This window comes from [Phormidium] sp. LEGE 05292 (assembly GCF_015207735.1).
Classification (GTDB): Bacteria; Cyanobacteriota; Cyanobacteriia; order Cyanobacteriales; family Aerosakkonemataceae; genus Floridanema.
Map to the genome: position 1 here is coordinate 1 of NZ_JADEWG010000002.1, position 26,494 is coordinate 26,494.

At 42.9% G+C, this 26,494-nt stretch carries 24 protein-coding genes and 1 pseudogene; 13 read left to right on the plus strand and 12 right to left on the minus strand.

Features of this window, described 5'->3' with window-relative positions:
* The 3 genes from IQ264_RS00840 (at position 1) to IQ264_RS00850 (ending at position 2,403) form a co-directional block, all read left to right on the plus strand.
* A complete protein-coding gene (locus IQ264_RS00840; protein WP_413470325.1) occupies positions 1-114 on the plus strand; it encodes a transposase in 114 nt (37 codons plus the stop codon).
* A gap of 22 nt (positions 115-136) precedes the next feature.
* Positions 137-1,666, plus strand: a complete 1,530-nt coding sequence (locus tag IQ264_RS00845) for a hypothetical protein (protein WP_193977659.1) — start codon at positions 137-139, stop codon at positions 1,664-1,666.
* 122 nt (positions 1,667-1,788) lie between these two features.
* Positions 1,789-2,403: a hypothetical protein gene (locus IQ264_RS00850; RefSeq protein ID WP_193977661.1), complete on the plus strand. Its 615-nt coding sequence runs from the start codon at positions 1,789-1,791 to the stop codon at positions 2,401-2,403.
* A gap of 93 nt (positions 2,404-2,496) precedes the next feature.
* Here the strand turns inward: IQ264_RS00850 and IQ264_RS00855 are convergent, their stop codons facing one another.
* On the minus strand, positions 2,497-2,898 hold the full coding sequence (locus IQ264_RS00855; protein WP_193977663.1) for a four helix bundle protein: 402 nt from the start codon (positions 2,896-2,898) through the stop codon (positions 2,497-2,499).
* A 90-nt stretch (positions 2,899-2,988) separates the two neighbouring features.
* Between IQ264_RS00855 and IQ264_RS00860 the strand changes: the two genes are divergently transcribed.
* The 7 genes from IQ264_RS00860 to IQ264_RS00890 all read left to right on the plus strand — a co-directional run bounded on the left by IQ264_RS00860 (position 2,989) and on the right by IQ264_RS00890 (position 14,744).
* Positions 2,989-6,189: a hypothetical protein gene (locus tag IQ264_RS00860; RefSeq protein ID WP_193977665.1), complete on the plus strand. Its 3,201-nt coding sequence runs from the start codon at positions 2,989-2,991 to the stop codon at positions 6,187-6,189.
* 47 nt (positions 6,190-6,236) lie between these two features.
* Complete coding sequence (locus tag IQ264_RS00865; protein WP_193977667.1) at positions 6,237-7,103, plus strand: hypothetical protein; 867 nt, start codon at positions 6,237-6,239, stop codon at positions 7,101-7,103.
* Positions 7,104-7,193: 90 nt separating this feature from the next.
* On the plus strand, positions 7,194-8,279 hold the full coding sequence (locus IQ264_RS00870; protein WP_193977669.1) for a hypothetical protein: 1,086 nt from the start codon (positions 7,194-7,196) through the stop codon (positions 8,277-8,279).
* A gap of 51 nt (positions 8,280-8,330) precedes the next feature.
* Positions 8,331-9,044, plus strand: coding sequence for a hypothetical protein (locus IQ264_RS00875; protein ID WP_193977671.1), 714 nt, complete (start codon positions 8,331-8,333; stop codon positions 9,042-9,044).
* A gap of 11 nt (positions 9,045-9,055) precedes the next feature.
* Complete coding sequence (locus IQ264_RS00880) at positions 9,056-11,056, plus strand: hypothetical protein (RefSeq protein WP_193977673.1); 2,001 nt, start codon at positions 9,056-9,058, stop codon at positions 11,054-11,056.
* A 5-nt stretch (positions 11,057-11,061) separates the two neighbouring features.
* On the plus strand, positions 11,062-11,826 hold the full coding sequence (locus IQ264_RS00885; RefSeq protein ID WP_193977675.1) for a hypothetical protein: 765 nt from the start codon (positions 11,062-11,064) through the stop codon (positions 11,824-11,826).
* Between the two features lie 521 nt (positions 11,827-12,347).
* On the plus strand, positions 12,348-14,744 hold the full coding sequence (locus IQ264_RS00890; protein WP_193977677.1) for a response regulator: 2,397 nt from the start codon (positions 12,348-12,350) through the stop codon (positions 14,742-14,744).
* A 17-nt stretch (positions 14,745-14,761) separates the two neighbouring features.
* On the opposite strand, the gene IQ264_RS00895 is transcribed toward IQ264_RS00890, so the two are convergent.
* The gene (locus IQ264_RS00895) at positions 14,762-15,565 is read right to left on the minus strand and encodes a hypothetical protein (protein ID WP_193977679.1); all 804 of its coding nucleotides are present in this window, start codon (positions 15,563-15,565) and stop codon (positions 14,762-14,764) included.
* Positions 15,566-15,893: 328 nt separating this feature from the next.
* Positions 15,894-16,115 (minus strand): hypothetical protein, encoded by a 222-nt coding sequence (locus tag IQ264_RS00900; RefSeq protein WP_193977681.1) that lies wholly within the window; start codon positions 16,113-16,115, stop codon positions 15,894-15,896.
* 2 nt (positions 16,116-16,117) lie between these two features.
* On the opposite strand from IQ264_RS00900, the pseudogene IQ264_RS00905 reads away from it, so the two are divergent.
* Together IQ264_RS00905 and IQ264_RS00910 are read left to right on the plus strand one after the other, a co-directional pair.
* Positions 16,118-16,345 (plus strand): annotated as a pseudogene (locus tag IQ264_RS00905) (IS607 family transposase); the annotation flags it as partial.
* Positions 16,342-17,565: an RNA-guided endonuclease InsQ/TnpB family protein gene (locus IQ264_RS00910; RefSeq protein WP_193977685.1), complete on the plus strand. Its 1,224-nt coding sequence runs from the start codon at positions 16,342-16,344 to the stop codon at positions 17,563-17,565. The pseudogene IQ264_RS00905 and the gene IQ264_RS00910, both read left to right, overlap by 4 nt.
* Here the strand turns inward: IQ264_RS00910 and IQ264_RS00915 are convergent.
* The 9 genes from IQ264_RS00915 to IQ264_RS00955 all read right to left on the minus strand — a co-directional run bounded on the left by IQ264_RS00915 (position 17,543) and on the right by IQ264_RS00955 (position 24,527).
* Positions 17,543-17,737, minus strand: coding sequence for a hypothetical protein (locus IQ264_RS00915; protein WP_193977687.1), 195 nt, complete (start codon positions 17,735-17,737; stop codon positions 17,543-17,545). The two genes, IQ264_RS00910 and IQ264_RS00915, sit on opposite strands and share 23 nt — an antisense overlap.
* Positions 17,738-17,741: 4 nt before the next feature.
* Positions 17,742-19,091: an AAA family ATPase gene (locus IQ264_RS00920; protein ID WP_193977689.1), complete on the minus strand. Its 1,350-nt coding sequence runs from the start codon at positions 19,089-19,091 to the stop codon at positions 17,742-17,744.
* Positions 19,092-19,247: 156 nt separating this feature from the next.
* Positions 19,248-20,180 (minus strand): ParB/RepB/Spo0J family partition protein, encoded by a 933-nt coding sequence (locus IQ264_RS33325; RefSeq protein ID WP_193977691.1) that lies wholly within the window; start codon positions 20,178-20,180, stop codon positions 19,248-19,250.
* The gene (locus tag IQ264_RS00930) at positions 20,177-20,947 is read right to left on the minus strand and encodes a ParA family protein (RefSeq protein ID WP_322744571.1); all 771 of its coding nucleotides are present in this window, start codon (positions 20,945-20,947) and stop codon (positions 20,177-20,179) included. Before IQ264_RS00930 ends, IQ264_RS33325 begins: the two co-directional genes overlap by 4 nt.
* 101 nt (positions 20,948-21,048) lie before the next feature.
* A complete protein-coding gene (locus IQ264_RS00935) occupies positions 21,049-21,519 on the minus strand; it encodes a thermonuclease family protein (RefSeq protein ID WP_193977693.1) in 471 nt (156 codons plus the stop codon).
* Complete coding sequence (locus IQ264_RS00940; RefSeq protein ID WP_193977695.1) at positions 21,506-22,192, minus strand: thermonuclease family protein; 687 nt, start codon at positions 22,190-22,192, stop codon at positions 21,506-21,508. The genes IQ264_RS00935 and IQ264_RS00940 overlap by 14 nt, the downstream gene beginning before the upstream one ends.
* Positions 22,193-22,201: 9 nt before the next feature.
* Complete coding sequence (locus tag IQ264_RS00945; protein WP_193977697.1) at positions 22,202-22,372, minus strand: hypothetical protein; 171 nt, start codon at positions 22,370-22,372, stop codon at positions 22,202-22,204.
* Positions 22,373-22,777: 405 nt separating this feature from the next.
* Positions 22,778-23,341: a GIY-YIG nuclease family protein gene (locus IQ264_RS00950; protein WP_193977699.1), complete on the minus strand. Its 564-nt coding sequence runs from the start codon at positions 23,339-23,341 to the stop codon at positions 22,778-22,780.
* Positions 23,342-23,558: 217 nt separating this feature from the next.
* Positions 23,559-24,527, minus strand: coding sequence for a GIY-YIG nuclease family protein (locus tag IQ264_RS00955; RefSeq protein ID WP_193977701.1), 969 nt, complete (start codon positions 24,525-24,527; stop codon positions 23,559-23,561).
* A gap of 653 nt (positions 24,528-25,180) precedes the next feature.
* Between IQ264_RS00955 and IQ264_RS00960 the strand changes: the two genes are divergently transcribed.
* Complete coding sequence (locus IQ264_RS00960) at positions 25,181-26,419, plus strand: glycosyltransferase (protein WP_193977703.1); 1,239 nt, start codon at positions 25,181-25,183, stop codon at positions 26,417-26,419.
* Positions 26,420-26,494: the final 75 nt, after the last annotated feature.

The window sequence follows — 26,494 nt, forward strand, 5'->3', positions numbered from 1 at the left end:
ATTAATAATAAATTGAAATTACTCAAACGTTGTGGATTTGGCTTTAGGAATTTCCGCAATTTTGAATTAAGAGCTTTATTGTTCTGGCACTTCCCTAATAATTTAGCACAGTAAGTACGGAAGAACCGATGAACCATTGACTAAAACCCAAAGACAGAGAAAAGTTAAGAGCAATGATTCAGAGGAATTAACTTTAGAAGAAGCTCAACCAAAATCTAAAAGTAAGAGCCAATCTCGAACCGATGAATTAGATGACTTATTAGATGAATTGGATGGAAATGAACCATTATCTAAAACTAAAAATCAACCTCAAAAAGATGAGGTAAAATCAAATCACATTAGCAGACAATCAGTTCATCAATCATCAAATAACTTAGATATTGATAGCATACTCGATGTTACTTCCCAGGTTAGTAGTCGAGCCGCCACTTCTGGAAGTGAAGTAGATGGTACAACTGTTGGTGGACTTAGTACTCAAATTGCTGTCCTCACTACTTTGATTGGCAAAAAAGCAGCCGCACAAGTTTTTGCAGCAGCTAAAGCTACTGGAAGAGAACGTCAGATTAGTCATATTATCAAAAGACTTAAAACACAAAGTCAACGTGCTGACTCCTTATCTTCACGAGTTAAAAGCTTGTCCCAAGAAGAATCAGATGAATCAGATGAATTAGAAACATCACCAGATGAACCCATAATAATGGAGGAATCTTCGTCAGAAGAAGAGGTAGAATCTGTATCAAATCCTGGGGTTATTTTGGCTGAAGCTATTAACCAAATCAGCGATAGAATCGATAAAACTTCCCTCACCTTAGCACCAGATACTTCAGACAAATCTGAACCTATTAAAATTGACACCAACGCTAGTTTTGATAAACAACTTGCACAAATTAATCAGGCTCTCGACCGACTAGAAAAGCGTCTCGATACTCTAGAAGCACGAATTGAAGCTTTAGAACAAAAACTTTCTCCTACTGAACCAGTGGTTGAACCTGATAATGGTTCAAATTCAAACAACAGCAAACCGTCTCCATTAAAACCGATAAATATGGACAATCCCAACGATAAAAAAGCGTCTGACTCATCACAAATTGCTTCCTTATTAGCACAAATTTATAACCTAGTTGAAGAAGAAGCAGCAGCAGCAGGTGAAACCTTAGAAGATGGAGTTGAATTGGGAAGCACCAAACTTTATCAGACTCGCCAGCGTAATTCTATATCTGTAAAATTAGAAAATCAACAAGGTGAAGAGTTGTTCCGAGCAACTTGCTCCCAAGGTCAATGGAAAGTCATTAATGATTTCTTGAGCCAAGAAGACAAACAAGAAATCGCTCGTTTAGACATTCTACAACAAACGATTCATCAAGAAACATTAGCTGAAGTATTAGGGAGAAGCGGTTTAACCCAAATGAACTTTACCGACTTGCAAGGTCGTCGTCTCGACTTTGAAATTGAGTTTAACGATAGGTCTAAGTCCTCTGCTTCTATTCAAGGCTTTAACGAACACGATGAAGTAGTTTTTGACGCAACTATTGCTAAAGGTAAAGTTGAAGTACTTCAGTGCGATATCCCTATCGAAGATGTAAAATATCTGCTTTCTCAAAAGCAACATAATTCTCATCTCGAAGCACAAAAGAATCAAGAAAGCGAATCCGAATTGGAAGCTTAAAATGTCTCCCCTCTAATTGGAGGGGTTCATTCTAACTATTTCAATTGACCGAGTATGGTGAAGTCACGAACACCGAGTTCCTTTTAAATTGGCATCGAACCTACATAAATCAAGAAACTCTTATGACAGTTTACCAAAATTCTTTGAAGAGCCAGCGCAAAAAACTCTTATTCAATCGCTGGTTTGCTCAACAAAAAATCAACCTTGGCGATTTACTATTTATTGCTATTTGCATAGCAGCACTAATCTACTTTACCATCCGTCAACCCTTTTTTATCACAATACTAGGTTGCTCTAGCCTTGTATTTCTCAGTTTATGGCATATCGTTAGAGCTATTCCAATTGTAGAACGGTATATTGGTAGCAAAATTCGTTTTTGGCACGTTACTACTGCTATTATTACCGCCACTGCATTATGTTCCGTACTCGATTCTCCAGCTAATGCAATCTTTCTTTCAGGTTTAGAAGTATTTATGCAACAACTAGCGCAAGGTGCGGCGGCGGCGGGAGGTCAACCGATTTCTACTGATGTGATTACGTTGATTTTCAACTTAATTCGAGGTGCTTTTCTTTTGCTAGTAGCTGCTGCTTCCTTGTTCGCTTATAACCAAGCACAGCAAGGAAATGATTGGCGACCAATTGTAACTCAAGTAGCACTGGCTTTTTCCATTGTAATTGCTATTGATGTTGTTACCTTTTTATTCGTTGGTAATGGTACTGGTGGTACTGGAGGCTAGAAAGAAGAGGGGGGGAGTGGGTGAGTGGGTGAGTGGGTGAGGGGGTGAGGTTTGTGAAACGCTAATAACTGGCTTAATTTCCACCTTTGATTCTTACTGCTGTTTTTTTTGTGTTGGTAGGAGCCACCTAGAAAAGTTAGTAATCATGTTAACTAATGTGCCTAGTATTCGGTTGTACTGCCGATAAAGTTCCCTACCAACTTCGACATCTAAGTAGCCACATTTAACAGCAAATTCAATCCATGTTTGAGTTTCAGCAGCTTCTGCTTCCGCATCACTTAATTTGGATATAAAAGCACCTTCATAACGCCTTTTACGCCATGCCTCTGATAAGTTTGCACAAACAGAACGTGATGACCGACGAATTTGATCAACCAACGAGTACCTTTCTTCAACGGGAAATTTCTTAGAAAGTTCAAAAATTTGCATAGCTACCTCAAAAGCAAGTTGGTAAACTTCCAAATCTCGATGAGATTGAATTTGTTTACGGCTCATTTTAAACCCTCCTTTTTCCTTCCTTCTTTTATTATCCCCCACTCACCCACTTACCCACTCACCCACTCACCCACTCTCCCCCTTAAAACTATGCTCAAAGACCCAGACAAAGACTTTGTAACTGTCAATAAAATCCTTGGAAAGCAAGCATCAATAGGCTTTATTCCAGCCGAACAACTCGTTCCTTGGATGGCTATCGCTATTGTTTCATACATTCTCACTAACGGCTTTTTTAGCTTGGGAATGCCTTGGTTTTTCACTACTACGTTCTGGCTAATTATTAGTTGGTGGTTTTTGACAGGAAAAAAACCTCACCTGTTTGTAGATAAGTTCAGATTCCCACCCGGTAACGAATGGTACAACGGCAATCTATCATACTTACCCCCTGTACCAGAAAAACGACCGCCTGCGCTTCGTACTCGCTTTAAAGATTCGCAAGTTCGCATCAAACTAAAACCCAAACTTGCGCCGAATCAACAAGGAGGTAATAGCAGACTTATGCCATTTCAGAACTACCAAAATCTTCTGTGTCTAGTGACCATCAAAAAAGATAATCGCGAAGTATCGGGTTATTTGCTTAACGAAGGCAGTCAATATCAAGTTGTATTTGGTTTCCAGACTCAAGGATTGCATAACCTCCTATATCGTCAGGAAGTTAGCAATGCAGCTACTGCTTTAGAAGAAGGATTAAAAGATATCCCTCCAGGTGAAAAGTTGGTATTCCATACAGGTTGCTATAGCAATGACAGTATTCGACAGCAACAACTAGACGAACAAGTTGAAAATTGCGATCTCAAACCAATTTCAGTATTAATCAGAAACGAACAAAAGCGCGTTCAAGAATTAACGCTAACTGGCACCAGACAGGTGTGGAATCAAACTATTTTCTGTACTTGGACATTTAACGCGCAATCTGGTTCTAAATCCAACGACCCTTTGAGTAAGTTTATTGACGGCATTTTAAATACAGCTAGCAGTATCACTGCCCAGTTTACCGGAAACGATCGCCTGAGTAAAGAACGCTTTTACAAGCAATTACTACTGCAATCTTTCGAGCAAGGTTACTTAAGTTGGGAAATCTTACTTAATACCAAAATCGGGCTAGAAATTCAACCGATGAATGCCGAGCAATTGTGGTCATACTTGTGGAAAAAATTCAACAATACACCTGCATCGCCTATTCCGCAATTACTCACTTTAGAAGAAACTGCATCCGACTACAAACTAACGGAAACTATCAACAGTTATAAACACGCTTGCACCATTTTAATTGAAGGTCAAAACGGTCGTTCCAGTTGTCCAGAACACAAACAAGATAAATCGCGCATCTGGCTAAATGGCAGAAATACGGAATGCGGCGTGCTGACAATGGAAGAAAGTCCCGGTGGTTGGATTAATACTAGAGAACAATTGAGATGGCTGTGGAAAGTGATGAGTTCCACTTACGTTCACGATACCGAAGCAGTTGTGGAAATTAGTACAGCTTCTAACTTTTTTATTCAAGACAATTTAGCTCGTCAAGCCAAACAATCTAAAACTGCTAGAAAACTTGCTTTGGAAAAAGGACAAGGGCGAGATGTCGGTGCTGAAGTTAAGCAGGACGAATCTTTCGATGCTCAGAAAAAAATGTACAAAGGTGCGAAAGCACTGCACGCTGCGGTTGTGTTTTTAGTCTATCGACCAACTCCAGAACAACTCAATCAAGCTTGTCAAATGTTAACCAATAGTTTCGGTTCTGCCAAAGTAATTAGAGAGCGAAATATTGCTTGGTTAGTCGGGCTAGAAACTTTACCAATTACGCTCGGTTGGCTCTTGCACAGCAGTTCGCTCATTAACGAACGTCGCCTTACTTTTGATACAGAAACTGTTGCAGGTGTTTTACCTTTAACTGCGGTGAGAGATCTCGATTCAATTGGTGTCGAATTTATCACTAAGGGCGGTAAGCCTGTCTGCATTGACCTCATGCACGAACAAACTAGCCGAGCTGTCATTACTGGGGAAAGCGGTAGCGGTAAATCAGTTTTGGGTTGGCGATTTGCTCTTGATGCTTTAGCTGCTAACATTCCTGTTGTTGGCATGGATATTTCTAGCGGTTCTGGTAGCACGTTTGAAACTGCTCTAGCACTTTTAGGCGATGATGGTGCGTACTACGACATTACCAAAGGTAGCTCTAATTTACTCGAAATTCCCGACCTGCGACGCTTTGATAAAGAGGAACGCTCCCGTCGGTTAGACCAGTGGAAAGAGTTTATTAGAAAATCCCTGACTATTATCAGTATGGGTAAAGTAAATGACCCTAAATTAGCGCAGCGAGTTGACGCTATTCTGCTGCTGACTTTGAAAAAGTTTCTTGAAGACCCAGAAATAATCGAACGCTACAATGTTGCCTTTGAAAAAGGTTGGAAATCAAGCGAATGGCAAGAAATGCCAACCCTCAAACATTTGCTCAAATTCTGCACTAAGGAACAATTAAATCTACAAAACTTTACCGACCTCGATCGCATTGCCATCAATCAGATTATTACTCAATGTAATGCCTTACTTGCTTCACCTTTAGGAAAAGCGATCGCTAGACCTTCTACCTTTTCCCCCGAACCTGCAATTAAGTTTTTCGCTTTGAGCGGTTTGAGCAACGAACAAGACCAATATTTGATGGCAATGAACGCCCATGCTGCTTGTATCCGCAATGCCCTTTCACACCCGAAAAGTTTATTTATTGGCGACGAACTTTCGATTTTGTTCAAAAAAGATGGCTTTGCTGAAGTAGTAGGCGAACTTTGTGCGGTTGGACGAAAAAATGGCATTTCAGTGTTACTGCTTTCCCAAGATATCGATAGCATCTGCGATTGCAGTGCAGGAACGATGATTCTCCAAAACATGGTTTACCGCATTACCGGGAGATTAACATCTAATGCAGTTAATTCTTGGGTTAAGCGTTTGGGATACCCATCAGAAATTATCGGTCAAAATGCTACCGAAGCGTTTCTTCCAAAAGCCACTGAACTCTGCTCAAATTGGCTGATTGAAAAAGGTGGTCGCTTTTGGCAAACGCAATTTTATCCAGGCGAAATGGTATTAGCGAGCGTAGCAAATAATCAAACAGAATTGATGGCTCGCGCTAGAGTGATGGCTCAATATCCCGATACCCTAAAAGGGCGATTGTTAGCCCTCAAACAGTTTACTTCTGAATACGTACAAGCCATTAAAGAAGGTCGCTCTCTTGCCAATATTGGCAACAATTCTCTTTCCGATATTCAGCACAAACAACATCCCACTCGGATGGCTAGCTGACAGCTAATGTCGGTCATTACACAACAATCTCTAAAGGAGAATAGACGATGAATACCAGAATACTTGTGATGAAACTTGCTCTCACCGTTCCGGCGCTCGGAATCGCGTTAATGCTAAACTCTGTAGAGGCGCAAGCTCAAACTTCTGATAAGTCTAACACTACAACTACGGTTCCTAGTTCTAGTTTGAATAACGTCAATCCTTCTAGCTTCACGGTTCCTACTTCTCAAACTCAACAAATCGAGCAACAAATTCAGAAAGAATCTGAAGAGTTTTTAGGTCAAGTTAAGAATCCAATTGATAAAGTATCGGGTGCGATCGCCAAAATTACGACGCAACTCGACCAAATGCTGCAATCATTCGTAGGTTCCCTCAAAGTTCCCGATTTACAAGAAGTTGTAGCTAAAATAATGAGTGGTAACTTCACCGATAATGAAGGTACTAAACTATCTGCAACTTTAGAGAATAAACCGCAAGGTTCTTACAGCATTCAATCAGATTTAGCTAACCTTGCCCAACAGCAAACAGCAACTTCAAGTGCTTCAGACGCTACTCTCAGTAAAGCTGCTCAGAATAGGCAAGCTCAAATGGCACAAATGGTTGACCAAAATGTTACTAAAAATATTCAACTGGGTGAAGAATCGCAAAACCAAGATGTGACGCAACACATCATGCGTAATATCTCTCAACAAACCGCACTAACAGCGCAGAATCAAGGCGTGATTATACTTCAAAACCAACAAGCGCAGATCGATCGCGCCCTCGCTAATACTTTAAGCGCTCAACAAGCTAAAGAACTCAGCGAACTTAATGTAACTCAGCGAAGACAAGATGCTGCTGCTGGTACTGCTTCTTCCACGCAAGCCGGACTGTTTCAAATGCCGGGTGGCATTACGTTAGGAGAAAAAGAATAAGTAACTCGAAAAGTCAAAAAAAGTTAGTTAGCAGTCAGTCTTTATTAGTAATTGAAATTGACTGCTGACTGAGCATCGAGGAGTCAGAAAATGTTTGCACCATTTATTGCCCAAACAAGCACAGCAGGACAAGCTTTAGATACCCTTTCTAGTGCCATAGAAGTTTCCCAAAAAACAGTCGAATCTTGGAATTTACTATGGTTTAACACTTTCAATACCCAAGAATCTGCTTTGTGGATTGCCTTAGTCAAATTGGGATTAATTTTGGCAGGTATGTCCGTTATCTACTTAGCTGTTACTAGCGGTAAGGAAATTATCGAAAAACAATCTTGGTCTGAATTGATTGCTATGCTAATTTGGCCGATCGTTATTCTATTTTTCTTGAGTAACAATGGCAAAATTCTAGCTGAAAGCGTTAAGTTTGTTCATGGGATTGGAGGAGCGCAAGTTCAACAAATATTGGAAATACAATTGGGAGAAATGACATTTAGAAGCGCTCTGACAGATGTCAATCTTACCAGTGCTGCCAAAGAAGAGATTGAAAAACTTTACAGCGAATGTCAGGGTAAAGTAGGCGAAGCTTTAGTTGAGTGTTGGAATGATAAAAAAGAAGCAGCCCAAGCTATTCTCAATGAAGCCGAACAGAAAAATGGTAGTCCTCTCAAAAGTTTGCAGCGATTTGTTGAAAATCTAGCCAATGTTACTAATGTCGCCGATATCGCTAGTGGTGATTTTGCCGGACAAGTTTTTCGCTCTACTGTCTTGCCAATTATTCGCTTAATTTTGAGAGCAGTTCAGTGGGCTTTTGTCAATATCTTAGAAGCTGCATTGTTGTTAACAGCATTGTTCGCTCCTGTGGCGATGGGTTTATCTTTACTACCATTACAAGGAAAGCCTATTTGGGCTTGGTTAGTTGGATTTATGTCTTTGTTTGGAATTCAGCTTGGCTACAACATTGTGGTGGGATTGGTAGCTGTAGTTATCGTCAATTCCGATGCCGAACTCGTCACTGATATTGCTTTCCTTTTCTTTTTAGCTGTGTTTGCTCCCGTTCTAGCTATTTCCATCGCTAGAGGCGGCGGTACGGCTTTATACAATGCGATCACTAATAATACCAAACAGCTTACCGATATTTTTAGCAATGCGATCGGTGTATTTGCGGGCAAGTTGATTTAAGACATTTAATTGCTTTAACAACTGTTATTACTTTACTTCTGTGTGAAGCTTATGACTTTTAAATCATCACCATCTCAACCCTTATTACCAGAATCAAAAAACACTTTAGCTTTGTGCTTCGTGTTACTGACAGCTATGGTTAGCATTTTGACTGCTGCTGTTGTATTCAATACCTTGAGTCTCAAAACATTGTCTCAAAAGAAAGTAACATTCGTACAACTCAAAGATGGAACGACAGCTTCAGTTATGGAAGCAGATGGTTTATACAGAGAACCAAAAACTATCAAAACTTTTGTTTCTTCTTGGGTTAATCTCACCTGGGGGTGGGATGGAAAGATTCCCGGTACAGATGACCCCGATCCAGGGATAAAAATCAAAAAATCCGAAAGAGTTCCCACCAGTGCATGGATGGCTTCTTTGATGATGGAGTCACGATTTGGAGAGGCTTCTTTGGTGGAACTTGCCAAATTAATACCGAACGGAGTTTTTGAAGGTAAAACTCGTTCTACAGCTTACGTTTCTTACCTTTCCGAACCGAGAGAAATCAAAAAAGGTGTTTGGGAAATTGATGTAATTGCTACCCGCGTCGTCCTCGAACAAGGTGTTGGCGAAAGCCGACAACCATTTAATCGCACTATCACTGTGAAAGCAACTGAAGTTCCCATCTCTCCATTAGGCGAAAATGCCAACCTGGTTGAAAAAACAGTTAACTCGATGCGTTCAGCCGGGTTGGAAATTACCAAAATTGTTGAATTTAAACCATAAAGAGGTAGATTATGAATCAACAAACTAATCCCGCAGATCCTAATTCCATCAATTCTTCAACTACAGATATTGAAAATAGCAAGCCAATTGATGCCGAGCAAAGTAACAGCCATCCAACCCAGACATCGAAAGTTGAATCTTCTGCTAATTCAACCCCTTCTTCTTCAGGAAATGATATCGACTTCAACGAATTTGCTGGTTTCAATCCTCATGTTTCACTAACACTTGAAGCTCAATACCAACTCGCTCAAGATGAAGAGAAACCCTTACCTCCTCCTGTTTCTGAAAGAGGTATTCCACGAATGGTAGCGATGCTCTTGTTAACTGGGGGAGTGATATTACTGGGGCTGGTAATTTGGGAGTTTGTTAAACCCAGATCGGCTATCAAACCGATCGCTCAAACCACACCCAAGGAAACTAAAGAATCTCCCATTAAAGATGAAAAGCCAGAACTGCTGGCTAGGTTAGCTTATGTTGACCAACAGAAACTCGTAGCACAAAACCCAAAGACTGAGAAACAACCCCAAACAGAACCGGAAGCCAAACCAACTCCTCCCCCGGTTGCGGAACGATCGACTCCACGCCCAGCGCCTGCTAAGAGTCCGACACCCCCTCCCAGAACCATTGTCCGAACCGTCACCGTTCCTGCACCACCCCCACCGCCCAAGACTATTGTGCGAACGGTCACCGTTCCAGGGCCACCTCCGCCGCCGAAGGTTATTGTGCGAACTGTTACTGTTCCTGCGCCAGCCCCTAAACCCGCACCTGTTTCCACCCCCGAACTTACCCCCAAACCGATAGCAACTCCAGCGCCTACTACCGAAAAAGTTGACCCTTTCGAGCGCTGGAACCAGCTGGCGCAGTTGGGTCAAACCAGGGGAAACGTTGAAAACGATTCTTCTGTTGGACTCCAAAATGCTTCAACACCGACTGGCGCAGACACTCCTGGTTCTGAACCACCGTTAATCTCTGAAATTCAGGTATCCTCAAAACCAACTGGTAAAGAACAAGCCTCGAACAGCATACTTACAAACAATACAGCGGTTCCCGTTACCGTTGACGATCGCCTGCCATCAGACACAGCTATACAATCGCGTCTTGGCGGCTCACAAGCAGAACTCAGTGCTGCGCGAGTGGCTCCACAGTCATCTATAAGTAGACTGGGACATATCGCAGATGAATCTGCCTCGTCTGGCTCTTTACCAACTTCTAGCGATCGCACTTCCGAATTTTTGACAGTTGCGATCGGCAATTCACCACAAAACAAACAACCCGCACGCAACAATCTCTCACCAGGCGCGATCGGGATTCTGACTCGAACGCCCCAATCTTCAAAACCAACGGAAACGGCACAAGTAGCACTCGGAACTACAGCCTCTGGGACAGTATCCGTTCCCCTGCTGTGGGATGAAGATAGCCAGGAGCAGCTTTATAACCGATTTGCCATTACCTTAACTGAAGACATTCTAGCGACAGACGGCTCAGCAGTATTAAAAGCTGGGACGGTCATTATTGCTAAAGCCAATCGGGTCGGTAAAGAAAACCGGATGGTACAAGCGAGTGCGATCGCAGCTGTATATACCGATGAATCGGGACAAGTCAAACAGCAAGAAATTCCTAATGGTGTAATGCAGATTGCAGGTGAAGATGGAGAACCGTTGATTGCTAAAGGTTATCTCGATCCTGGTGATGATATTGCCAAACAAGATCTTCTGATTGCTCTGCTGTCTGGAGCGGGACGAGTCGGAGAAGTTTTAACCTCACCCAGAGTCAGAAGTCGCAGCAGTATTAGCAGCGGCGGGTTTTCCTCTGACACCATTACTGTAGAAAGCCGAGACCCTCAAATTTGGTCTGCCGTCCTCGATGGCTTTTTTACCCCTCTAGCCAAACGACTTGAAAAACGCTCCGATAAAGCGGTCGAAGAACTTTTAAATCGCCCCAATATTGCAATGCTTCCGAAAGGAACTAAGGTTTCGCTCGTTCTCAATAGTTTTCTCAACGTTAATCCATAATAGCCATGAAGACTTGCACGAAATTCCCCCATCTCCAAATTCTTGGTTGGTCTTTAGTAACAGCAGCGATCGCTGCTGGCACTTGCCCGATAACCACCTTAGCCCAATCATCAAGTGGTTATCGAATAGTAAATCGCGATGTTGCTGCTAATGGCGCGATCGATGTCAAAGTGTATCCAGGGCGAGCAAGTGCGATCGACTTCACCCAAACTGATGAAGTAGTTAGTTACGTAATGATTGCTGACCCTTCTCGTCTCGTGTTCGGTACAGATACGGAATTATCAGACGGTCGCGCTAAAACTGTATTTTTGCGATCGATTCTACCATTGCGATTCCCTGGTGCTACTACTGCCAAAATCACCAGCCTTTCCATAAAAACAGTGGACTCTAGAGGTAGACAGCGACTTTACACTTTTAACGTCGTACCAACCAATAATCGGCAAGACCAATTGGGAATTCGGATTGCTACAGTTCAACAATCTGGAAATCCCCCTAGTTCGGATATTAGTACAGATCGAAGTATTAGAACATCAGAAGTAGAAAGAGGGTTGTCAATTGCGATCGCAAGAAGGTACACGACAGCTAATGACCCTGTTGTTTCTCAAGTGCAACAGTTTTTAGACAAACTGAGAAATCAAAACTTATCCCCAATTGATGCTGCCCGAGAGGTGGGATTAGATTTCTCAGTAATTATTGAACTCGTCAAGATTGCCAAAGAAGAACCAGCTATTTCCTTGACTCCTATTCCCGTTCAGGCATCCAGAGGGTAAGGAGTGAGGTTAGGTTATCTGCCGAGGGTTAATTTTCTTTTCTAGTAGTTGATAGTTCCATTATCTTCAGATATGCAAATCTTCACAGCTTTCATCAATCTAATAAAAACTGCATTCGAGATGGGGCTATCAACTATCCTTAACAGGCTCGTTCGATTCAAACAGTTTATTCAAAGATTAAACGAAGGCTACAACGATTTCTTTCAAAGCTATTTAATTTGGCACTGGTTCTTTGTGGGGCTAGGAATTTTACTACTTTTACACGCATTCTTTACTGGCAACATCCGGGGGATGATTGCTAATGCAGTCATTACTGCTTTTGTTTCCCCCATAGCACCGTTTAACAAAATTCCTGGATTGGTGCGATATCTAACAATTGGGCTATTGACAATCGAACAGCTATTGGAATCCATCCGACTTAAGTGACATCTAACAAAGGTTTATCACTCCAGGCTGAACCATAAGTTATCAGGGCTGAGTTATCAACGAAAAAAGACGGACAAAGTGATTGAAAGAGGCTGATGAGACATCTGACAAATAAGCTTAAAAAGAATTCGCCGCCTTTATCGCTGCGCTTACTCTTAACAGTTCCCTTTGCTCTTTTGATTACTGCATCCGTTGGGCTAACTGGGTGGATATCATTTATTGCCAGCAAGCAGACAATGAACGACTTGGTGGCACAGTTGCTTCAACAAGCAACTAAACGCATCTCGGAACCCTTGGACTACTTCGATAGTTTGCCTAATGCCAACCAGGTCGCTCAAGAGAGCGGACAGTCTGTTTTGAAAGACCTACAAATCAGCCCTAATAGTCAAATTTTTATTATCAATTGTTCGGGAAAAATCATTGCTTACTCTACTCCTAGTACGAAAGATATTCCCGATTATCTAGTTGCACAAAAATTAATTCATCAGCAAAATATCATTAAATATTCAGTCCAATTTTTGATAAAACATTTCGATAATTTATATGCGATTGAAAAGAGTAAAACGCTCAATTTTACTGTTAATGGCGACAAACATTTACTCCAGGTCAAACCTTTTTCCGAATCGGGTTTGGAGAACAAGCACGGTATAGATTGGTTAATTGTTGCTGTCGTCCCTGAAAGTGATTTTATGAACCAGGTGAACGCCAACACTCGCATCACGTTCGTGCTTTGTTTGTTAGCGTTAATTCTCTCTATTGTACTGCTATTATTTATTTCTTTAAGAATCGAACTCAAACTATGGCGATTAATTGAGGCTACGCAAGCAATTGCTCAAGGAAACCTGAACCAAGAGGTGTTAGGAAGTAATGTCGCCGAACTAGAATATCTAGCTCGTGCTTTCAACCAGATGAGCCAACAATTGCAAAAATATCGTTCTCAATCCGAGTATTACTCCAATATCCTGGAACGGAGAGTCGAATCTAAAACTCGCCAACTAAAACAGAAAAACCGGGAACTCAAACTGGCAAAAAAGGTAGCTGAAGCGGCTAATCATGCTAAAACTACTTTCCTCGCTAATATGAGCCACGAATTGAGAACGCCACTTAATGTAATTCTTGGCTTTGTCCAACAGATGACTCGTCACGAGCTAACGACTCCCTCTCAGCAGTCAAGGCTGGATGTTATCAATCGAAGTGGCTCACATCTGTTAAAACTTATCAATAATATTTTGTCTCTGTCTAAAATTGAAGCGGGTCAGATGACGCTCGATGAAATCGCTTTTGACTTCTATGCTTTACTCGATGATATCGAACAGATGTTGTTGCCCAAAGCTAACTTGAAAGGTTTGCAATTAGTTTTCCAACGTTCTAAAAAAGTCCCGCAATATATACGGACTGACGAAAGCAAATTGCGCCAAGTTTTAATGAATCTTTTAGAAAATGCGATTAAATTTACTGACTCCGGCAGTGTTACACTTCAAGTTCAAGTAACTGACCGTTTACGTCTATCTCCTGACGAGCAATCGTCAAAAGTTAAAGCTTTACTTTTTTGTATTAGCGATACGGGTTCCGGTATTGCACGAGAGGAATTGGGGTCTTTATTTAAACCATTCGTACAAACCGAAACTGGTAGGCGCAGTCAAACCGGAACTGGATTGGGGCTGCCCATTAGTCGTCAATTTATTAAAATGATGAGTGGCGATATCCGAGTGAAAAGCCGATTAGGGCAAGGCACCGCTTTTCGGTTTTATATTCGAGTCGGTTTGGCTGAAGTTGGTGAAGTTAAAAATAACCTATCGCCTTCCAGAGTTATTGGTTTAGCACCTAACCAACAAAAGTATCGCATCTTGGTTGTTGATGACCAATGGGAAAATCGTTTGCTTTTAAGTGAGTGCTGTAAGGAAGTGGGTTTTCAAGTTTGGCAAGCATCTGATGGCAAAGAAGCTATTGAGTTGTGGCAGCAACACAAACCTCACCTGATTTGGATGGATATTCGGATGCCGATAATGGATGGCTATCAAGCTACTCAATATATCAGAGAACAGCAAAACGGTGAAGAGACGGTGATTATTGCTTTGACGGCTAGCGCCTTTGATGTCAAGAGGGAAAAAGCTTTCAAGGTTGGTTGCAATGACTTTGTGGCTAAACCTTTCCGAGAAGGGGTAATTTTTGAAAAGATGGCACTTTATTTGGGTGTTCGCTACGTCTACGAAGCGGAATCTTCCAATTTACAAGAGCAGCATCAGTTAGTTCAAAAGCTCACTCCTGAATCGCTTTCTGTGCTGCCTAAAGAGTTGCTAACTCAACTTCATCAAGCAGCGTCGCTTGGGGATGACCAAAAAGTTAAAGAACTGCTCGAGCAAATTCCCCAGTTGCAAAATCCACTCAAAATTGCACTTGCTCAATTGGTTGAAGATTTGCGATTGGACACTATCAGCGATTTAACCAAATTGTATGTTGAAACTGAAGGATTGGCATCAAAAGCGAGGTGAAGCCACGATAATTTTTCTTATTTTTTCTTAGGATTGAAAACAGTGTCGATAGCTCTATCGATTAATTCAATGGCTTCCTCGCCTGGGTAACTAGATACGGGGATTCTGCGGTTGGTTAATTTTGGTGGGTTAGTACCGTGTTTCGCTTGGTAATAATCGTCAGCGAAACTTTGGATTAGCTGAATTTGGTCGGGATTACTTTTAATACCTTTTTCTTTCAATCTTTCTGCTATTGTCCAAGCTTTCTTTGATTTAGCGTTAGCTTTGTTGCTAGCTGAATTATGGTTTGAATGGTTAGAATTACTAGCCTCAGTCTCAGGTGATGAACCATTCTTTTGTTCAACATTATCGGTTGAATTACCTGCTTGTTGAAAATACTCTTCTAAAATCGGGATAACCGAACGATACCACTTTAACTGTGGCCCTTGCCATTTGTTAGTTTTAGAAGAAGCTAGCAAACTGATACCATGTTCGCAGCCTGCTTCCGTGATTACCCAAATTCGCTTTTCGTCATTTCTTTCCTGGTATCCCAGCTTAGCTAATGCAGTGTTTACTTGCTCCGGTTTGATTTTAACGGTTAAGTTCTCTGTTAGTGTCGCCGCTAGTTCTGTGACGCTCATTCCCTCTTCTGGTAACGAGTGAGTTGCACCAATTAAAGATTTGGCTAATTCTGCCACTTCTTTAAGTTCGGGGTGCATGGCAGCTAAAGCATTGAACTTGAACTGAGCTATTGCGGCATTACTCAGTCCGGCATTTTCTAGCCAGCCTGATAGTTGGTCGATAGTTTGGACGGCAGTAGCAACCTGTTCGGGAGAAAGCATAAAGTAATCTTCTAGCTTTTCAACAGATTAAAGACTATTCCGTTACAACAGTCCAGCTATCTGTAGAGCAAACTCTGACTTGAAGAAGATTTTGCCCAGGTTTGGAAGAAGAAATTGGCCAGCTTAAAATGTTTCGTTACTTAAATATTTCTCAAGCGTCAACTTTTCCTGTAGTCTGCCTGTATGTCATTTTCCGGCCTTTTTTGGAACGTAAAGTTGACCATCTGTTTTTGGAACGTAAAGTTGGCCATATTGACCAATTTCTTCTTTAAGTTACACAAACTTATCCACGCTTTTTGTGCGCCATGGCGCACAAAGTCACTCACCCTTAAGGGCCATCTCCTCTGACATAACCAAGCTCCACCAACGCCGTCAATAATTCCAGTTCAAACCGCTGATAAGCTGAAACCTCTCGCAACCGTTCCAATCTTACCCGTTCGCCAATAGCATCAAAAAAATCCGCCACCTTTCTTTTCCCTCGCCGCTTGTCACCCACAACATTTCTGTAAGCTTGTGACAAAACCACTTTCGGGTCGAAAATACCTTCCACCTCGAGATAGAGTAACGAGGTTTGGGCTAAACTACATCAAACTTCTGTTGTCGGCAACAGGTAAAAGGTTGGAAATTGTAAACGATGCAGACAACGGAAAAGATGAGTTGATGCAGGACTTAGTATCTGTAATCACTTCATTCGTGCAACGAATTTATGGATTAAGGAGAGCCAAAAGAAAAACCGAAAAAATTATGGCCCAACTACACAATAATGGGGGAGAAGAATGAGATTAGTGGAGCGTCATGTTATAAAGATAGGTCATCAATTCTATAAAGAAATAGATGATTTGGCGTGGCGTTCCAAGAATCTTTACAATTATGCCAATTACTTAGTGAGGCAGTCATTTATTGGGGAAGGTAAATATCTGAATAATGCTGCTATCTTTCATTTAGTAAAGCATCATGAGTCATACAGTGCAATACCTCGAAAAGTTAGTAATCAGGTATTAATGGTGCTACATCGAAACTGGAAATCGTTCTTTGAGGCACAGAAGTCTTACAAACGAAATCCCTCAAGGTTCAAAAGTCGTCCGAAGTTACCTAAGTACAAAGATAAAGACAAGGGACGAAACATTGTAATTTACGAACTGGGAGCGATTTCTAAACCTTTGCTAAGAAAGGGGGTTATTAAGTTATCTCAAACCGAAATCACAATTCCAACAAAGGCAACCGATGTCAAAGAAGTACGCCTTATTCCTCAATGTGGACGGTATGTAATTGAAGTAGTTTATTTCCAAGAAATCAAACCACTTCAGTTAAACCCTGATTGGGTAGCAGGTATCGATATTGGATTAGATAATTTAGCAGCGTTAACTTCAAACAAGCTAGGGTTTAAACCTATTCTTGTTAAGGGACGACCACTAAAATCTATCAACCAGCAATACAATAAAAGCAGATCTATTCTGCAATCTCAACTCAAGGGTAATACTAAAACATCAAAACGTATTCAAGCATTAACTTGTCAACGTAACAACCGAGTAGACAACTATCTACACAATGCTAGTAGATGGATTATTGATTATTTGGTGAGGGAAGGAATTGGGATATTGGTTATTGGAAAAAATGACCAATGGAAGCAAGAAATTAATTTAGGTGCCACAACTAATCAGAACTTCGTAAGTATTCCTCATGCTCGATTTATTGAGCAGTTAAAATACAAAGCTGAATTAGTTGGGATGACCGTTTTAGTTAATGAAGAAAGTTATACTTCTGCTTCATCGTTCTTGGATTTAGATCCAATTCCGGTAAGGAGCGAAGGTGCAAAACACACCTTTAGTGGTAAACGGATTAAAAGAGCTTGGTATAAATCAAAGAATGGAAAACTCATTCATGCAGATATCAACGCCAGTCTCAATATCACAAGAAAGGTAGTCCCTGCGGCTTTTAGCTTAGGGATAGTGGGTATTGCAGTTTACCCTTCTCGGATCACTCCGGGTAAAGTAGCTTAGGATATTTGTCCATAAATCTACTAACTGTAAACAATCCCAATACCTCTCCCACCTCAATACTAGAGCGAGCTAACCGCAAACATAACTCCTCTGTAGCACGACGCAAAACAGGAGGGAAAAATCGATAGTCAGTTGGCCCTTCGGCAAACAAAGCCAGTCCCAAATAGCGCATAGGGTTAGTTCTCCCGGTCAACGCTACTTAAATACCGTTCCACCTCAAAGCGACTGACATACTCTTGCTTCCCATTAGAAGTAGCTACAGGTCGAATTCGAGTTTTCCGACTTACAGAACCAACTTCCGGGTTGACAACGCTAACTAAATCAGCAAACATCGCCTCTCCTTCCTCCAAACAAGAGAGAACTACTGGCGAGTGACTGTTAAGCAATATCTGAAAAAACGGTTCCTCCTCATCCACTTCCAAAGAAGTTGGAGCAGTTACCCCCTCCCGCAACCTTTGAATTAGCGTCATCAACCGAGATGGGTGAACTCCGTTTTCCGGTTCCTCAAAACAAACCAACCCGCGATGCTCTGGGTCATGTAAGATGGTCAGCAAAGCTAGAACGCGCAACGTACCGTCGGAAACTACACGAGAACTAAAAGGCTGTTGATGAGCGTAACCAATCTCAATCCGATACTCCCGGTCTTTCTCATCTTCCTCTACAATTACATCCACTACACCAGGAATCAGAGAAGCTAAATCAGCAGCAATATCTGCAATAACTCCCTTCGGCTGGCTTAAAGTAGCTGTTTGAGCTTGAATTCTAGCTAGCACTGTAGCTAAATTTGCGCCATCTGGTTCCAGTTCGAGAGCAGCAGTGGTAGCACTCGGTTGTCGTAACTGTCTGGGGTCGAGTTGGAGAAAACGTATCGCGAGCATTTCTTCTCGAATGGCAAACAGATGAGGAAATTCCGCACTGGTAATGGAAGAAAGCACTGTCGCTTCTGCATTTGTAGCTGAGTGCGTGCGACCTGCCTGATTATCTGGCAGAATTTGAAAGCGGCGCACCCCTTCCGCTTCTACTGTAGTTAACCAAGGTGTGGAGCGAGAATACTTGAAAAATGCCTCTCTAAATTGAGAGGATGGTTCTTGTCCTAACGATCGCCATCGGTCATTTTCGGGCAAGATAGGTAAAGCCGCTTCTCTGACTACAATAAGTCGCTCCAACCCTCGCTCATCTTGCCTTAATTCAATTTCAACTTCGTAACGCACCCTTGAATGAGAAATTTCCACCGTATCACCCCAAGGGTCGCTGACTTCTTTGAAGAGAAGTAATTCAACGGCAAAAGACATTTTCGTACTTCTTGTACCATCAGCTTGCCGTCTGAATAACTCAACGGCTTCACCGCGCAGATTTTTTACTGCGTCGCGTAGGTTATTCCCTGCTATTTGGGAAAGAAATCGCAGCGCATCGAAGAGGTTGGATTTACCCGCAGCATTTGGCCCTAATATCACCCCGAAAGGAGATAAATCAAGCGTAAAGTTCTCAAAGGTTTTGAAACCGTTAATCTCTATTCGGGTTAACATTTTCTACCCATCTTGCTAGAACGTAAGAAATGAACTTTACTAATTTAAAATCAGCTTTATATTCCCCTGAGTGTACTACAGCGAGAAATTGCGATTGCATTTATCAATATAGCCTTGAGATCGAATGTTGTTATTGACAAACAGCAGATAGCTTTATTATTGCTCATCTACTAAAAGTGCTTCCATCTGGCTAAGTAGCTTTTCCAAAGCTTTTTGCTTTTTCGGATTGTCCCAAAACTTAGCTACGAGTAACTGACGCGATACTTCTTTCATTCTATTTTTTAAAGGATTTTGTGTTGGTTCGGATTTAGCTGGGCGAATAGCTTTGATGCGTTCTTTGATTTGGCTGAGCGACCAATTCTCCTCGATCGCTTCCTCTAAAAATTCTTCTCGCTTCCTTATATCTTTAATTCGAGCGATCGCGCAAGCCTTCGTATATTCGATGCGTCCTTCCCGCAAGACTCCAATAATATCTTCTGGCAGATTCAACAAGGGTAGCCGACTGCTGACGAAAGATTCCCAACTCATCAGCCCCAAGGAGCTAAACAATTCCTCAATTTCCTGCCCTTGGGAATTACCCAAAACGTTTTGGGTAACTTTTCCTTTCAGTTCGTTTTGCATTCGATACAGTAGCCCACGAGCTTCTTCCAGAGTTACTTGCAGCCTGAAAGCCAGTAATTGCAGGATGCCTTCTGTTTCTTCAACCGGATTTAAATCTTCCCGTTGCAAGTTCTCTATCAAAGATAACACAAGAGCTTGTTCGTCGCTCAGTTCCCTCACTACTACTGGGACACTGGTAATTCCAACTATTTGAGCGGCTCGATAGCGACGTTCTCCAGCTACTAGCTCGTAGCTTCCCCCATTCATCGATCGTACTAGCAATGGTTCTAGGATACCGTGTTCTTTGATAGAAGCTGCCAGTTGTTGCAGCTTTTCCGGATCGAAATATCGCCTGGGTTGCTTTGACGGTAACCCGATGGCAGAAATTTCAATTAGTTGTGCAGCTGCCTCTACTTCTGGTTCTCCTAGTAGTGCTGCGACACCTCTAAGTTTGCTGGTATAGGGTTGGTCTTTTTTGCTCGAACTCACTTTAGACTCTCTAAACTTTTAGCGATTTTGTTTAATACAGCTACGGCTGGATGTTTGGAGTTAGCTTTAGCTAAAGGTACTCTAGCTTCCGAAGCATCTGGAAAAGCGATCGTGCGAGGGATGGGATCGTAAACTTTAGCCAAGGGAGACAACTGCTCGGTAATAGCTTTAAAAGTTCGCGTTTCTTGGGCTGTACGACCATCGTACATGGTGGGAATGAAACCCGCGATCGCTAGATTGCGATTAGCTGCTTTGCGAAGTCCTGCAATTGTCCTTAATAATAGATCCGTACCCTGAAATGCTTTAAATTGAGTTTGGATCGGCACTAAAACATGAGTAGCTGCTACCAAACTAACGATACTCAATATACCCAAACTGGGAGGACAGTCGATCAGGATAAAATCGTAGTTGGGCAGTAGGGGAGCTAAAGCATTTTTCAAGCGCATCTCTCGCATCATACTTGCTACCAATTCTAGTTCGGCAGCACTTAAATTAATATTAGATGGAGCTATGTCTAAACCGTGAATTTTTCCCTGAATTGCTAATGGTTGTTCTCCCACCACCGCATCGTAAACGGTGGTTTCTAGTTCCACCGGGTCAAGTCCCATAAAGGTGGTGAGCGAAGCTTGCGGGTCCATGTCAACTAAAAGCACGCGGTTGGGATGACGTAGAGCTAAGTGGTAGCCCAAGTTCATGGTAAGAGTAGTTTTCGAGACACCGCCGCTTTGATTGAATAACGCTATGATGCGCGACATAGGTGTGGTCATACAATAAAGTTGTATCCTAAATAATAAACTCGTATCCTAAACAATAAAGTTGTATACGGCCAACTTGTGCCTTAAACATTTTTGTACAACTTTTCAGCTAGCTACTGATGCCCCCACAATCCCAATCGCTGTTCCTTGGCGTCTTGCTCGATCGACTGGAAGGTTTCGCGGTTGGGGCAGGATTCCCCCGTAGTTCTGGCTAATCCTGCTGCTAGCAGTTCGGCGTTTAGCGACGTCTCCTCATCCTGGTTAGTCGTAGGTGCGTAGACTTCTGCTCTTATGGTATTGCCGTCCGATCGCACGGTCACAACCACCAGCCCTTTAGCCTCTTCATCTGTCAGATCGGTCAGTTTTTTAAGCAGCTTCCTAGCTTGACCGTCCTGTTTTGCCGGGACATCGACGCCGCAAAGTCTGACTCGGTAGGTCTGCCCCTGACTCGTCATCTCGATCTCGTTCCCGCTGGCGATCGACTCAAGAAACATCCTTTGATTTGGCAGTCGATCGGCGTTGCAGGAAGCCAAGAGCAACAAAGAAAACAGTAATGTGCCTTGCAGGAAGCTAATCCCCGACATAGCACTTGGGCTCCTCTCCACCGGGACGGGAGTAGGCCGATCGACCGCCGCAAGCATTACCCCGTCGATCGATGTCATACGGACATTGGCATCCCTGCCCCCTAGTTGGCTCCCGCAGCGGAGTGGCAGCAGTTTGGGTAGTAGGTGCGGTGGTGGGTCTGGCGACTGGCTGTTGCGGGGTTCGCCGTCCGGCTCGGAAGTCCCAAGGCATGATTGGGCTGGGTTGACTCCAGAAAGCCAATCGATTTTGTCTAGCTCCGGCTTCTGCCTGTTGGTACTCGCCACGGCTGGCATTGCACCCGCTAAAATATTGCGGATAAATAATCGCGTAGCCCTCCCGAACCATCTGTAAGTTCACAGATTGGTTGCCTTTGAGAACCTCCGCAACTGTTCTGCCGTACTGGTCGCGATCGATAAACCGCAGTCGCACCGCCTGCCCAGTTGGTAGAAACTGCCCCAATCTATACCTGGCTCTTTCACCCCAAGGTTGCTGGGAGATTTCCGGTGCGTCGATGCAGCCTAGCCTCACGGTAACGGTTTGGTTAGCGCTGCGGACTCTGATTGTATCGCCGTCGCCAACGCTGATAACTGTGGCCGATTGTTGCTGTGCGATGGCTGTGGGGACTGCTATCAGCAGAAAAATTGCGACAGCGATCGAGAAAAACTTCTTCATGACTTATTTTCATTCATCATCCAAACTACACCCATAGGCGATCGCAATCTTATCGCCTAAAGCTACCACACAAGCACCAAAACAACGGTTAGGTTTGGCAATGGTATTAGATATCCGTTTTATATACAATAAGGAGCAAAAGTTAGCCTTATTTTTAAACAGTACAATCTTTCCATCCACAATATTGGCACTCCCAGACTAGCGAGGGTTCGTATTTAAGGCAGGGCATTTCGCAGCCGGGACAACGCCCTGTAAATAGGGGATGCCAGTCTAACAATTCGAGTTGTTCTTTTTGCGTCCAACGTTTTTTGGGCTGCTTAATCAAATGGCCATTATAAAACGAGGGTTCTATAGTTAATTCCCCATCTATGAATTTCGTTTCTTCTAGTGACCAGTTTTCGTCAGGATTTAAATCAAAAGAATTATTAGCAGGCATTCGGCATTTTACCAAATATTATACTTGGTATTTTAATGAACTACCCCGCCGCAAGTGACGACATCAATAATCAGGCTTCCCCAAAGCATTGATTCGCTGATCTAACCCCAGTACCTAGCGGCTCAGGGGGATTTCTTGCTCACATTTCGTTAAGAAAATTTCCCAAACGGTTGACACCATAGTTCCCAATTTTCCTTGTTAAAGGGACTTCGCCACTTTAAAATTAACTCGCGCTCTAACTTCTGCCTAGCTTTTCTATCCGGTGGAGTGTCCCACCAGAACGCTGTCGCCACTTCAACAGGCAACTCATAACGACGGTGCATCTCAATGTAATTAATTATGTATTCTTGGCAGTCGTGACTTATCCAGCGCTGCTTAGGAGTTCTTTTGGTTTCGCCCACGTACAACAGAATTGGCAGAGCGTTATCAATCACCAAGTACACGCAGATTGAATCTCCTTGCTCTGGCATCCGGTAAAACTGTGAGGGCTGCAACTTCAGAATAAAAGGATCGATAGCATCTGAATCGCAATGGTTTGGAGCTAAATCAAATAGCGTTCCTTGCTGTGGTGCTTGGCTTTCTCGCTGCTTTTGTTGGTATCTAAATATTTGATTTTTCCACTTCTGTAATGCCTCAGAGTCCATGACTAGCTGCTCTGGTTTGCTAGTTTTGTCGTAAAAGTCTGGGAAGAGGTTAAGCTGTTGATGTTCCATCAATTTAAGCCTTGACTTTACTAAAAAAATAATTTGCCCTGGTGAAAATATTTCGCCTTATTTCTCAATGATGGATTTCTCGATCCCATAGCCAGTTGTTACTACATTGTATTCACCTTAAATATTCTACAATAATAGTTACATCAAAAAAACAAGCCGATAAATTAAGCTAATCTTTAGGGCGTAATACCCCAAGCTCCCTCAGCTAAGCGGAAGATTAAGGAACCCTTGCAACCGATCGTAATGGGATTAGAGCTATCGCTATTGAACTATTTCCATTAGCAATAATATCCCGTTCGATTGAATTTAATTCTTTTGGCTGCATTTGCCGTAAATCTTCCAGTGCTGCTTTAGCATCATCGCGTCGAGGGAATTTATAATACTCAGTTAAGCTATCTATCGGGTAATTGAAACGCTTGTATTTATGCTTGAAATACAATTCTACATTTCCCCGGTGTTCCCAAGTTCCTAAAACGCTAATTTCAATATTTTGGTAATGAGAGCGTAAGTCATGCTGGATTTCAACTAATCTTTCTGGCATCATTCGCTTAGTAATCCCAATTTTTAACAAAGTAATGTCATCTGCTTTTATTTTCAAGTAATAGAGACGAGCTAATAAAATATTTCTTAGTTGAGCGCGATACAATTGGAGATCGACTAACCTTTCTGGTAAGTTAAGTTTTTGGATGACTTTAGCAAGTTCTGCTTTTCGTTCAAATTCAGATAATTTCTTCAACAGCAACGGTTCTTGCAGTTGATTGAATTTTACTAAGTCCAACATCCCCATAGGAATTTTTCCTAAATCGGTAAATTCATAACTTGCAGGTTGACGATAAGGATTTTTGCGAATTACTCCTGCTTTAAATAGCGGTGGTAATTCCGGTAAAAAAGGAATACCCCAGTCATTTTCTCCAAAAGATTGCCAAAGTTTTTTAAGTAATTGAAGAGATTTACCGGATAATTGAATATGGAAATTATCGTATAAGGGTAGAGTAGGAACTTCCCGCTTTGTAGCAACCGGATAACAAGTTTCCTCAGAGTGAGCGAAATGGTGTTCTTTGATAGTTCCTTTTTTCGCTACTAAAAGACCACCGCAGTAGGGACATCTTAAGTTGGTTTTACCGCTAGGTACATCGGAAATTGCCACGAGGGTGTTATTTTTATCGACGCCAAATTTCAGCCACATAGAATACCTAAAACTGAAGTTGTTGAGTATTGAATACCAATAGAACGAGCAACACCCTGCCAAACCTGGTTGTCCAGGTCATCTCATGTCTAGTGGAGTTAATAATTTATTAATATTTTAGTATTTTTTATCGAGTGCTATTCATCTGCTAAACGAAATCAACTTGTAAGTAGAGTGGCGAACCGAGCGCAAGCTTGACAGTAAACAGACAATAATATTACTAAAGTCAAACAAATTTGATTAGCTCTATCTTTAAAGGTAGTAAACTTAAAAACTTTATTCATCAAGAAATATATCATTAGTGAGAGCCGAGCGCATCCTTATTAACGGAGTAGAGAAACGTTATCCAATCTCTGCCTTTTGAGGAACAAATAAATCAGTCTTTCGAGGTAGCAAACTCATCTTTATTAATGGCCATAATAGGAGCAAGATAAAGCTCTATAAAACTTATATAACTAACATATCTACCAAAAGTCATTTAACCTATCTGTTTTGAACGGATAGGTTTTATTATTACCAATTTTTGGGGATATATGTAATAACAAATAGCCATAGCGAATATAAAATATTCCGGAGTACTTTTTAACTTTTTAGTACTTACCTACTATTACCAACCTAAATATTATAAATAGTAATTTGAGTTAGGAGTTACAATGCGCGTTCTGTTGTCAACAATTGGGTCGCGGGGCGATGTTCAGCCGCTGGTGGCGCTGGCGTTGGAATTAAGGAACCTCGGCCAAGAAGTTCGCCTGTGCGTACCCCCCGACTTCCGCAACTGGATCGAGAGTCTGGGGATGCCCGTCACACCCATCGGACCCTTCCTGCGATCGACCGGGAAAGCCAGCCCATTGGCAGCTATACCCACGCCCGAGCAGCGGCGTCAGATGATGGAAGGCACTCTCGCCATCCAATTCGAGACGATCGCAGCAGCAGCTAAAAACTGCGATATCATCGTGGGAGCAACAGCCCTCCAGATCGCCGCGCCCTCAGTAGCAGAGCGGATGGGCATCCCGTACATCTTCGCCGCCTACTGCCCGACCGTTCTGCCATCACCGCACCACGCGCCACCCGTACTGGCCATGCTGGGAGACACGTCGGTACCCGCAATAGCCGACTACCGAGAACTGTGGGATCTGGATGCACGACGCTGGAACGATATGTGGGGTGTCCTGCTTAACTCCCATCGGGCATCACTCGGCCTCAGAGCGGTCGATGATGTACGCAGCCACATCTTCACCGACCGACCCTGGCTAGCCGCCGACCCGACGTTGGCACCCTGGCCTGACCCCGCTGACCGAGCCGTGTTCCAGACCGGAGCCTGGATACTGCCGGACGAGCGTCCACTCTCCCCCGAACTGGAGGCATTCCTCGACGCTGGCTCCCCGCCCATCTACTTCGGCTTCGGCAGCATCCGCACGCCGGAAAACCTCAGCCAGGTGGCGATCGCATCAGCTCGTGCGATCGGACACCGTGCGATCGTGTCCCGTGGTTGGGCTGACTTGTCTGTTGTGGACGACGAACCCGACTGCTTGGCCATCGGCGAGGTTAACCAGCAGGCGCTGTTCAAACGAGTCGCAGCCGTCGTCCACCACGGCGGCGCGGGCACCACCACTGCCGCCGCACGAGATGGTGCGCCTCAAGTGGTTATCCCCCAGATGTACGACCAGCACTACTGGGCGCAACGCATTCACCACCTGGGCATCGGAACCGCACACGAAGGAGGCACACCAACCACTGACTCTCTGACGAGCGCTCTGTTACACGCACTCCAACCCGATGTGGTTGCCCGTGCCCGAGCCATTGCCATCGCCATACACAGCAATGGCGCACTCCTCGCCGCCCAGTGCTTGATAACCGCCGACAAAGAGAACGCACTCCAAGAGCGATTATAATGAGAGAATTGCCCAAATTTAGATGATTTAAGGCGAAAATTACAATAGGTTCAAAGGTTCCCTCTCACCAGAAGC

Bases quoted from the DNA above. Each gene is read 5' to 3' on its own strand.
- IQ264_RS00850 (WP_193977661.1), top strand. From the start codon at position 1,789: ATGACAGTTTACCAAAATTCTTTGAAGAGCCAGCGCAAAAAACTCTTA.
- IQ264_RS00855 (WP_193977663.1), bottom strand. From the start codon at position 2,898: ATGAGCCGTAAACAAATTCAATCTCATCGAGATTTGGAAGTTTACCAA.
- IQ264_RS00860 (WP_193977665.1), top strand. From the start codon at position 2,989: ATGCTCAAAGACCCAGACAAAGACTTTGTAACTGTCAATAAAATCCTT.
- IQ264_RS00865 (WP_193977667.1), top strand. From the start codon at position 6,237: ATGAATACCAGAATACTTGTGATGAAACTTGCTCTCACCGTTCCGGCG.
- IQ264_RS00870 (WP_193977669.1), top strand. From the start codon at position 7,194: ATGTTTGCACCATTTATTGCCCAAACAAGCACAGCAGGACAAGCTTTA.
- IQ264_RS00875 (WP_193977671.1), top strand. From the start codon at position 8,331: ATGACTTTTAAATCATCACCATCTCAACCCTTATTACCAGAATCAAAA.
- IQ264_RS00880 (WP_193977673.1), top strand. From the start codon at position 9,056: ATGAATCAACAAACTAATCCCGCAGATCCTAATTCCATCAATTCTTCA.
- IQ264_RS00885 (WP_193977675.1), top strand. From the start codon at position 11,062: ATGAAGACTTGCACGAAATTCCCCCATCTCCAAATTCTTGGTTGGTCT.
- IQ264_RS00890 (WP_193977677.1), top strand. From the start codon at position 12,348: ATGAGACATCTGACAAATAAGCTTAAAAAGAATTCGCCGCCTTTATCG.
- IQ264_RS00895 (WP_193977679.1), bottom strand. From the start codon at position 15,565: ATGCTTTCTCCCGAACAGGTTGCTACTGCCGTCCAAACTATCGACCAA.
- IQ264_RS00910 (WP_193977685.1), top strand. From the start codon at position 16,342: ATGAGATTAGTGGAGCGTCATGTTATAAAGATAGGTCATCAATTCTAT.
- IQ264_RS00915 (WP_193977687.1), bottom strand. From the start codon at position 17,737: ATGCGCTATTTGGGACTGGCTTTGTTTGCCGAAGGGCCAACTGACTAT.
- IQ264_RS00920 (WP_193977689.1), bottom strand. From the start codon at position 19,091: ATGTTAACCCGAATAGAGATTAACGGTTTCAAAACCTTTGAGAACTTT.
- IQ264_RS00930 (WP_322744571.1), bottom strand. From the start codon at position 20,947: ATGACCACACCTATGTCGCGCATCATAGCGTTATTCAATCAAAGCGGC.
- IQ264_RS00935 (WP_193977693.1), bottom strand. From the start codon at position 21,519: ATGTCGGGGATTAGCTTCCTGCAAGGCACATTACTGTTTTCTTTGTTG.
- IQ264_RS00940 (WP_193977695.1), bottom strand. From the start codon at position 22,192: ATGAAGAAGTTTTTCTCGATCGCTGTCGCAATTTTTCTGCTGATAGCA.
- IQ264_RS00950 (WP_193977699.1), bottom strand. From the start codon at position 23,341: ATGGAACATCAACAGCTTAACCTCTTCCCAGACTTTTACGACAAAACT.
- IQ264_RS00955 (WP_193977701.1), bottom strand. From the start codon at position 24,527: ATGTGGCTGAAATTTGGCGTCGATAAAAATAACACCCTCGTGGCAATT.
- IQ264_RS00960 (WP_193977703.1), top strand. From the start codon at position 25,181: ATGCGCGTTCTGTTGTCAACAATTGGGTCGCGGGGCGATGTTCAGCCG.